Below are 9,707 nucleotides of genomic sequence, written 5' to 3' on the forward strand. Positions count from 1 at the left end.
GATCAGCGGGAAAGCAATCACCAGGCCGCCGAACATGGCAAGCTTGATCTGGGTGAAGAAAAATTCCTGCGGCGCGGTGTAGATCAGCTCGACCTTGTGCGGATCGAGACCTGCCCATTTCGTCGCCCATTTGAACGGGATGACGAGCAGGTTGAACAGTTGCTTGGCAAAGAAGAAGCAGACCAGGAAGGCGGCGAAGAAGCCGCCGATGGACCACATCAGCCGCGTACGCAGCTCGATCAGATGTTCGAGAAGTGGGGCCGAGGACTTTTCGATCTCGTCGTCTTCGGCGCTCACGAGGCTTTTCCTGCGTTGGTCGCCTTCGCAGCGACAGTCTTCTTGGGCGCCGCAGCCTTGGCTGGTGCCGCTTTCGGTGCCGGGGCCTTGGCAGGCGCTACACTCGCCTTGGCTTTCGCGGCGGGCTTGGCTTCAGGCGCGGCCTTTGGCTGAGCTGTGGCTTTCGGCTTCGCCGCGACYTTTTCCGCCTTGGCCGCAGCAGGCACCGGCGTCGCCTTGACGTCGGCAGCCGGGAAGACCGGTGCCGCTGGCATGGCTTCGGGCCCGGCAACGCCCGGCATCGCCGCTGCGCCGCTCTTCAACGGCTCGGCCGGATGCGCTGCGTCAGCGGCGGGCTCCGCCGGCGGCGCAGGCTGGGTCGGCTTCATTGCAGTATCGATGCCAGCCCGCACATCGGCGGCGGCCTGTTCGAACGGATTGAGCTGCTTCCTGATCTCGTTGGCCGGATTGAGGCCGCGGATCTCATCAATCGATTTTTTGACGTCGTCGAGCTCGGCCTCTTTCATCGCCTCGTTGAACTGGCGCTGAAAATCGCCCGCCATGGAACGGGCCTTGGCCGTCATCCGGCCGATGGTGCGGAGCATCTTGGGCAAATCCTTCGGGCCGACGACAACGATCATGACGACCGCGATCACCAGCATTTCGGTCCAGCCGATTTCAAACATGTCGGTGCGATCCGGCTAGTGCATGCCCCGAACTCGGCAACGATGCTCGGAAAAGTTCATGCACGGATTCAAGAAGCTCACAGCGGCCCGTGCGCGTCCAGATGGACGCGCGGCGCCGTATCAAGAATGAGGTCTCAGCTCTTGCTGGCCTTTTCCTTGGTCGAATTCACGGCCTCGTCGTTGCGATGCTCGACCGTCTTGGAGTCGTCGGCTTCGTCTTCCGACATACCCTTCTTGAAGCTCTTGATGCCCTTGGCCATATCGCCCATCAGTTCGGGGATCTTGCCGCGACCGAACAGCAGCAGCACGACGACCAGAACGATCAGCCAGTGCCAGATTGAAAACGAACCCATTGAACTCTCTCTTGAACAGTTTCCCTGCGATTGATCTAGGCTCTTTCGCTTCCGGATTCAAACACTAGAACATCCGCTTTTCGAAGCGACAGCCATATATCACGTGCTTTTGCGGACAAAGCGCCGCAGCGTATGCGCGCCCTCACCGGCGTCTCGGCCCCAGGCACCGCAAGTTCAAGCAATTCAACGACACCTAGATAGCGCCTGGAGATGATGCGAGCCTGAGTTTCGCCAGTGGTTTCGCTGACATCGATGCCGGTGAGTCGCACCGCGACCGAGACTTGCGTGCCATCGGCGATCTCGGTTTCGACCTCGCCGACCGGCGTATCGGCATAACCATCGACGACCTTGGCCGAAAAGACGTTGAGCTCGGAGAAGAAGCCGGCAACAAACAGGTTTGCCGGGCGCAGGTAAAGATCATCCGCCCTGCCCGTCTGCACGAGTTTGCCATCCTTGAGCAGGGCGATCCGGTCGCCCATGCGCATCGCCTCTTCGGCATCATGCGTGACGACAATTGCGGTTGCGCGGCTTTCGCGCAGAATAGCCAGTGTCTCGGCCCGCACCGAATCCTTGAGACGCGAATCAAGGCCGGAGAACGGCTCGTCCATCAACAGCACCGCCGGGCGTGGTGCCAGCGCACGCGCGAGCGCGACTCGCTGCTGCTCGCCACCGGACAATGCGTGCGGGTAGTTGTCGGCATAATGTTCAAGGTCGACGCGAGCGAGCGCGATCAGTGCTTCGCGTTTGCCCTCTTCGCGCGACAGGGCGGTCAGGCCGAAACGCACATTGTCCAGGATGGTGAGATGCGGAAACAGCGCGAAATCCTGGAAAACCAGGCCGATGGAGCGTTGTTCCGGCGGCAAGAATACTGACGGCCCCGCGATTTCCTTGCCGTTCAACAGCACCCTGCCCGATTTTTGCGCCTCGATGCCGGCGGCGATCCTCAGCAGCGTCGTCTTGCCGGAGCCGGACGGGCCGAGCAGGCACAGCACTTCGCCCGGCTCCGCCGCCAGCGTGACATCGCGCAGCGTCTCTGCGCCATTGGCGAAGGAGTGGCGGATATTTTCAAAGGCCAGACGCGCGGCAAAGGTTACGCCCGCTGTCACGCGGGATGTCGTCTGGGCTTGATTGGTCGTCACAGGATGGACCTCCTGGGGCCGGTTCCACACCGGCGCCGGTCAATCATCTGTGACGCGAGGTGTCAACAGGCCAAGCTCTTCGAGATCTATGTCCGTTAGCGGATCCTCGTCTTCGGAGAGCAAGTCCGGGTCGGATGGCGGCAGCGGCACGGAGAAGCCGGGCGGCATGCGGGTCGACAGCAGCCCGGCGCCCTTGAGTTCCTCCATGCCAGGCAGGTCGCGGATCTCCTCCAGCCCGAAATGGTCGAGGAACTTTTCGGTGGTGCCATAGGTCACCGGCCGGCCCGGCGTCTTGCGACGTCCGCGCATGCGCACCCATTCGGTCTCCATCAGCGTGTCGAGCGTGCCCTTGGAGGTCTCGACGCCTCGGATGTCTTCTATCTCGGCGCGGGTCACAGGCTGATGGTAAGCGATCACCGACAGCACTTCGAGCGCTGCACGCGACAGCTTCTTCTGCTGGATGGTGTCGCGGCTCATCAGGAAGGCAAGATCGCCGGCGGTACGGAAGGCCCAGGCGTCCGCGACCCGCACAAGGTTGACGCCCCGGCGCTCGTAGATGCGCTGCAATTCGGCCATGGCGGCTGGAACGTCGACGCCTTCCGGCAGCCGCGACACGAGTTGCCGTTCGCTCACAGGGTCAGCGCTGGCAAAAACGATTGCTTCGGCCAWGCGCACCGCTTCAGCCAGATGCAGGCGTGCTGCTGGATTCTGCTTGATGGTCTCGCCATCCTCATCGTCGAGGGAGAATGGAACGACGTTTGATCCTTCGGTCATGACGCACCTTCGGTCTGCGCGGCGGCGGGCTGGCGTTCACGCAGGTAGATCGGCGCAAACGGCTCGTGCTGGCGGATTTCGACGCTTCCATCGCGGACCATCTCGAGGCTGGCGGCAAAGGAACTGGCGATCGCCGTCGCCCGTTCTTCCGGGCCGGTCATGTATTGGATGAGGAAATGATCGAGCGCGGTCCAATCCTTCAGTTCGCCGACCATGCGCATGAGGATGTCGCGCGCCTGCTTCAGCGACCAGACACTACGCCTGGCGATCTGCACATTGGTGATCGCCTGGCGCTGGCGCTGGCCRGCATAGGCACTCAAGAGGTCGTAAAGCGACGCCGAGTACTCGTTGCGCTTGTCGATGATGACCATTTCCGGCGCGCCGCGCTGGAACACGTCGCGGCCGAGCCGGTTGCGGTTGACCAGCCGCGAAGCGGCATCGCGCATCGCTTCAAGCCGCTTCAGCCGGAACTGCAGGACAGCAGCCAGTTCCTCGCCGCTCTCGCCTTCGTCGCCGGGCAGCTTGGGGATCAGAAGCTTCGACTTGAGGAAGGCGAGCCACGCCGCCATCACCAGATAATYGGCGGCAAGCTCGAGCCGGAGAGCACGGGCCTGCGATACGAAGATCAGATATTGCTCGACAAGGGCAACGATTGAAATGCGGGAGAGGTCGACACGCTGGCTGCGCGCCAGATGCAAAAGAAGATCAAGCGGGCCTTCAAAGCCCGCGACGTCGACAACCAGCGAGGGGTCGTCCGTCGTGCGGTCGTCGGCGTTCTCCGCCCACAGACGGTCCATCGGTGCGGGCTTTTGCGCCTTGCTTTCCAATGCTTCCGCCAAAATCCGTGCCTTCTCCGTGAGACTATGCAACTGCCTCGAAATAATGTCCGAATTCCGCCCACAGCGCCTTTTCGGCGCGTTCAAGCGGCTTCCCGGCGCTATCGTAGTGAAGGACAATATCCGCACCCGCCGCAAGGATTGCCGCAGCCTTTGGCCGGTAATCCCCAGAAAGCGCCTTCGGCGATGTGCGTGATTCGCGCATGAGGCAAGCTTAGCGCCTTTTGGGCCGCGATAGAATCGTTGCGACTCGGCCGGATCACAAACGAAAACGGCGCAGCCAGGCTGCGCCGTTTTCTGAACTCGTATGTGGCGAGGTTTACTTCGAGACGAAGCAGTTGCCGCCAGCTGTCTTGTAGCTCTCGCACAGGCTGATCGCCTCGTTGCGGGTCGCTGCCGGCACGCGGACGCGCCAGAAGGTGCCCTTGCCGGCGATGTCGGCCTTGACGATGCTGGCTTCGCGACCGTTGAGCACGCTGCCGTACTTTCGGACAAGGTCCTGATAGGTCGACTTCGCCGCTTCCTCGCTCGGCTGCGAAGCGATCTGCATCGCCCAGGCACCGGAAGCAGCGGCTGTCGGAGCCGAAGGCGCGATTGCGGCAACCTGGTCGGGCTTGACCTCGCCGACGACATTGACGGGCTGCTGCGAAGGGCGCTGGGGCGCGACTGGAGCCTTGGCCGGCGTGTTTGCCGACTGGGCGGGCTTGGCGACAGGCGCCAGCGCAGGCTGGGCCGGCACAGTGCCGGTGGCTTCGCCTGTCGAGGCAACGCGCTGGGGTGCCGGATCGGCAGGTTCGGAGGCTGCAACAGCGGCGGGAGCTGGTTCTTCGCGCGGCACGAGCGTGCCATCGGGCCTCACCACCATGGTGCGGACCTTGCGCGGCGCAACAGCCGACGTCTCGGTGCTGGTGTCCGGCTGATCGGACTGAGCCGTCTGCGCAACCCGATCCTCGGACTTCGCGGTCGGTGCTGCGTCCGTCTCGTCTGCGTTGAGCGGCAGCGTGTCGGAAATGCTGGCCTCGTCGTCCTGTGCCGTCACGTCGATCGGCTCTTCGGTGTTCGTGACAAGTTTTTGCTGAGCCGGGGAGCCGGTAGCGGTACCACCTGCAACGCGGTCATAGACCTTGCTGTCCTGGTTCGGCACGGTCGTGCCACCAGGGTTTTCCGGCTTGACCTTGATCGGGCTCTCGTCGGCCTTGACGATGACTGGCGCGCCAGCCCCCTCACTGCCGCCGAACGACAGCGCCCATGCGCCGATGCCGCCGACAATGGCGACGGCCCCAACGACGGCAGCGATCATCATGCCGCGACGCGCAGGGCTGGATGCGGCGGGCGAGCCCGGCAGCGCTTCGATCGCCTCGTCGAAATCGGGATCGTAGTCGAAATCGTCAGCCGGAGCCTGCTTAAGCGGTGCGTTGCCCTGCTGCATGCCGCCGAGATCGAATCCTGTCGGGCGTTCACCGGCCTGCTGCGTCGAGGACTGGCGCCCGGCATACATGGCAGCCGCACCGGCGACCGCACCCGCTGCCGCGGGGAACTCGCTCTGCTGCGCGACATCGCCATCACGCAGCGTCTTGCGATCGAAGCCCGTGGCGTATGGATTGGTCGCATAGCTCGACGAAGCAGGCTGATTGCCCGTGTCGGTCGAATTCATCTCGTTCATCAGGTTTGAGAATTCGCCGTCAAGATCGTCATAGGCCGGGGCCGGCGGAGCATCGTCTTCGAAGGAGAGCTCGGGAATGTCGAGATCGTCGGCAAGAGCAACGGCCTTTTCCGGCACATCGACAGTCTCGATATCGGGAGCGTCGTCGAAGGACGAAACGGCGGCGAAAAGCTCTGCTTCCAGATMGTCGGTCTCTTCGACAACAGGCTCGGCCTGCTGCGCATACGCCTCAGGCTCGGCGTGCGACACATAGGCCTCTGGCTCAGCATACGGCACATAGGTTGCCGCAGGCGCCACATATGCCGCAGGCTCGTAGCTCGCTTCCGGCTGATAGCTCGGCTGCGTTGCAACGGCCGGCGTCGATGCGCGCGGCGCGACCGGCGTGCCCAGGCCCCAGCTGCGGGCCTGCTCATAGCGCGAGGCGGCGAGCGGGCGCAGCGGCACTGCCACAGCAGCTACGGCTGCCGCAGGCGCGACGACTTCGGCGACCTCTGTCGCGGCACTGCGCTCCAGGGCCATGTCGAAGGCGTCGTCGTCAAAGCTGACGTCGATGTCGGTCTGATCGTCGTAGCTCGGCTCGGAATAGCCGGTATCGGCCAGTACCGGAGCCGCCTCTTCGGCGACCGCATGGTCTTCGACCAGCTGCGCGTCGTAGGACGGCGCATAGTCGGCGTCTTCATATTCTTGTTCTTGCGGTGCAGCCTCGGCAGGCTGCTCGGGTGCCCACAGCGAGCTTGCGAAGATTGGCTCGGGCTCGACCGCAACCGGCTCAGTGGCGCGCAGTGGCAACGGCTCGGACAGTGCCTTGGCCTGGTTGCTCATGGTGCCGAGCAGCGCGTTCAGCTCGTCCTCGAGGCTGGTATCTTCGGCAGCGGCAACCGGAGCTGCCACCTGCGTTACCTCGGGCTCGTAAGCTGGTTCTTCAAAGGCAACAGGCTCATAAGCCGGCTCTTCGTCGCTCAGCGCGTCCTGCAAGCGGCGCTCGAATTCGTCATAGTCCTCAGCCTGCGCCACCGGTGCTGCAATCGCCTGGGGTACTTCCACCAGGTTCGCTCGGGAATACGCGATTTCCGGCTCAGTCTGCTGATATTCGCCCAGCGTCAACTGATTGTCGGCAACGGCCTCGGCCGTGGAATCCGCATCGTCATTGGCTGCGAAATCCATGTCGACATCGGCAAGAGCGGCATCGAATTCGGCATCGAGACTGGCTTCGGCCGGAGCTTCATAAGCAACCGGAGCAGCCACATGCCCGACGGTCTCTTCGACCGGCAGCAATTCGTCTTCGAGCGAAAAGTCCGGCTCAAAAGACGCGGCAACCGCCTCGTCGAACGCAGCTTCGGGCGCGAAGTCAGCTTCAGGCGCGGCRGTGTAGGCAGGCTCCACGGCATAGCTGGGCTCTACGGCAAAAGCCGGTTCCGCTTCATAGGCTGGCTCTTCAGGGCGCAGCAGCTCGTCTTCAAGGGAAAAATCCTGCTCGAAGCTCGCCGCGACAGCGTCATCGAAAGAAGCCTCGGTGGCGAATTCCGACTCAGGAGCCTGCGCATAGGTAGGCTCCACAGCGTAGCCGGGCTCCGCGGCATAGGCCGGCTCTTCGGGGCGCAGCAACTCGTCTTCAACGGAAAAGTCCTGTTCGAAGCTCGCCGCAACAGCGTCATCGAAAGAAGCCTCTGTGGCGAATTCCGGCTCAGGAGCCTGCGCATAGGTAGGCTCCACAGCGTAGCCGGGCTCTACGGCATAAGCCGGCTCCGCGGCATAGGCCGGCTCTTCGGGACGCAGCAACTCGTCTTCAAGGGAAAAATCCTGCTCGAAGCTGGCCGCAACCGCGTCATCGAAAGACGTGGCGCCGAATTCTGGCTCATGGGCACGCGCATATGCGGGCTCRGACTGAGCATAGGCGACAGGCGCTTCCACGGCCGCATTGACCGTCGGCTCTTCAGCCTGAACATAGGCCGCGACCTGCTCATCGCCGGCCAGTTCGCCGAGCAATTCCTTTTCCAGATCGATGCCGAAATCGTCGTCCATCTCCGGCTCCACACGGCCAGCGGGCGCGCCAACATCCTGGCGCACCACAGGCTGGCGCGGATCGAAGCCCATGATCCTCGTCAATTCGGCGAAGGGATCTTCGTCGGCGAAATCGTTCTTATCTGCGATCTTCAGCTGGGTTCTATCTGCCATTCGTTTTCCCGAACTCTCGCACTTTTTTCGGACGCAATGAACGTCGCGTAAGGTTGGCCCTTACCAGCGCAATGTGGGCAAAAGGTGACATGAAGTCCCGGAAAACCTAGCGCATTTCGGTCGGGGCATCCGCTCCGATCAACGCCAGGCCTGACGTCAAAACGTCCGAAACAGCCTGCACCAGCCCGAGTCTGGCATAGGTCAATTCTCGGTCGTTAACCTTAACAAACCGTAAGTCTGGGTTGTCGGTGCCACGATTCCAGTGACCGTGGAAGCTGCTGGCCAGATCATAGAGGTAGAAAGCCAGCCTGTGCGGCTCCATCGACTGGGCAGCAGATTCGATCAGGCGCGGATATTCGGCGAGCTTCTTGATGAGTGCGATCTCGCCTTCGTCGGTCAGCCGCTCGACAGCCCCGATCAGGCCCGGACGCGCAATTTCAGCTTCGCCAAGCTGCTCCTTGGCCTGCCTGAACACCGAGTGGCAGCGCGCCGAAGCGTACTGCACGTAAAACACCGGATTGTCCTTCGACTGCTCGGTCACCTTCGCGAAATCGAAGTCGAGCGGTGCGTCGCTCTTGCGGTAGAGCATCATGAAGCGGATCGCATCGCGACCGACTTCGTCGACTACTTCGCGCAGGGTGATGAACTCCCCTGCCCGCTTGGACATGCGCACAGGTTCGCCGTCGCGGTAAAGTTTGACCAGCTGGCACAAAAGCACGTCGAGCTTCACAGCACCGTCGGTGACGGCGCGTGCGAGCGCTTCCATGCGCTTGACGTAGCCGCCATGGTCGGCGCCCAGCACGAACACCAACTCCTCGAAGCCGCGGTCGACCTTGTCCTTGAGATAGGCAACATCAGCGGCGAAATAGGTGAAGGCGCCGTCCGACTTGACCAGGGCGCGGTCCATGTCGTCGCCGACCTCGGTCGAGCGGAACAAAGTCTGCTCGCGGTCTTCCCAGTCTTCCGGCTTCTCGCCCTTGGGCGGCGGCAGCTTGCCCTTGTAGACATGGCCCTTCAGGGTCAGGTCGCTGATCGCCGAGCGGATCGCCTTGGCATTGTCCTCATGCAGCGTGCGCTCGGAGAAGAACACTTCATGGCGCACGTTGAGCAGCGCCAGGTCCTCGCGGATCATCACCATCATGGCATCGATGGTGCGGTCCTTGATGAGGGCCAGCGCCTCGTCTTCCGGCTTCTGCAGCAGATCGCGGCCGAATTCCTTGGCCAGCGCCTGGCCGACCGGCACGAGATAGTCGCCCGGATAGAGGCCGGCCGGAATCTCGCCGATCTGCTCGCCGAGCGCCTCCCGATAGCGCACCATCACCGAGCGGCCGAGCACGTCGATCTGCACGCCGGCGTCGTTGATGTAATATTCCTTGGTCACGTCGTAGCCAGCGAAGCCCAGGATGTTGGCAAGCGCGTCACCCACCACAGCGCCACGGCAATGGCCGACATGCATCGGCCCGGTCGGATTGGCCGAGACGTATTCGACATTGATGCGCTTGGAGTTACCGGAGGCAGAGCGGCCGTAATCGGCGCCGCGCGACAAAAGATCGGCAAGGTGCTTCTGCCAGAAACCGTCATGGAGCTTGAGGTTGACGAAACCGGGCCCCGCCACCTCGGCCTTCGCCACGTCGACATCCTTGGCGAGTTCGGCGACCAGACGCTCGGCAAGCGCGCGTGGGTTCTGCCCGGTGGGCTTGGCCAGCACCATGGCCGCGTTAGTTGCCAGATCGCCATGGGTGGCATCGCGCGGCGGCTCGACGGCAATGCGCGCAAGATCAAGCGCACCGCCATCTCTAGGGGTC

Annotated in this window: 9 protein-coding genes; all 9 read right to left on the minus strand. The window is 62.9% G+C overall.

Going from position 1 to position 9,707, the window contains the following annotated elements:
• On the minus strand, window positions 1-297 hold a 297-nt coding region (locus AC1DUU_RS13435; protein ID WP_476783918.1), incomplete at its 3' end, for a twin-arginine translocase subunit TatC.
• On the minus strand, window positions 294-962 hold the full coding sequence (tatB, locus tag AC1DUU_RS13440; RefSeq protein WP_476783919.1) for a Sec-independent protein translocase protein TatB: 669 nt from the start codon (window positions 960-962) through the stop codon (window positions 294-296). The genes AC1DUU_RS13435 and tatB, both read right to left, overlap by 4 nt.
• A gap of 134 nt (window positions 963-1,096) precedes the next feature.
• A complete protein-coding gene (locus tag AC1DUU_RS13445; RefSeq protein WP_476783920.1) occupies window positions 1,097-1,315 on the minus strand; it encodes a twin-arginine translocase TatA/TatE family subunit in 219 nt (72 codons plus the stop codon).
• Between the two features lie 35 nt (window positions 1,316-1,350).
• The gene (locus tag AC1DUU_RS13450) at window positions 1,351-2,454 is read right to left on the minus strand and encodes an ABC transporter ATP-binding protein (protein WP_476783921.1); all 1,104 of its coding nucleotides are present in this window, start codon (window positions 2,452-2,454) and stop codon (window positions 1,351-1,353) included.
• A 39-nt stretch (window positions 2,455-2,493) separates the two neighbouring features.
• A complete protein-coding gene (gene scpB / locus AC1DUU_RS13455; RefSeq protein ID WP_476783922.1) occupies window positions 2,494-3,228 on the minus strand; it encodes an SMC-Scp complex subunit ScpB in 735 nt (244 codons plus the stop codon).
• Window positions 3,225-4,025, minus strand: a complete 801-nt coding sequence (locus tag AC1DUU_RS13460; RefSeq protein WP_476783926.1) for a segregation and condensation protein A — start codon at window positions 4,023-4,025, stop codon at window positions 3,225-3,227. The genes scpB and AC1DUU_RS13460 overlap by 4 nt, the downstream gene beginning before the upstream one ends.
• 64 nt (window positions 4,026-4,089) lie before the next feature.
• Window positions 4,090-4,269: a hypothetical protein gene (locus AC1DUU_RS13465; RefSeq protein ID WP_476783923.1), complete on the minus strand. Its 180-nt coding sequence runs from the start codon at window positions 4,267-4,269 to the stop codon at window positions 4,090-4,092.
• 114 nt (window positions 4,270-4,383) lie between these two features.
• On the minus strand, window positions 4,384-7,902 hold the full coding sequence (locus AC1DUU_RS13470) for an SPOR domain-containing protein (RefSeq protein WP_476783924.1): 3,519 nt from the start codon (window positions 7,900-7,902) through the stop codon (window positions 4,384-4,386).
• Between the two features lie 106 nt (window positions 7,903-8,008).
• A partial coding sequence (gene argS / locus AC1DUU_RS13475; RefSeq protein ID WP_476783925.1) for an arginine--tRNA ligase occupies window positions 8,009-9,707 on the minus strand: 1,699 nt, incomplete at its 5' end.

The sequence above is a fragment of the Aminobacter sp. P4_H6_2 genome (assembly GCF_056400805.1).

Coding starts and splice junctions, on each gene's coding strand:
- AC1DUU_RS13445 (WP_476783920.1), bottom strand. CDS start 1,315: ATGGGTTCGTTTTCAATCTGGCACTGGCTGATCGTTCTGGTCGTCGTG.
- AC1DUU_RS13465 (WP_476783923.1), bottom strand. CDS start 4,269: ATGCGCGAATCACGCACATCGCCGAAGGCGCTTTCTGGGGATTACCGG.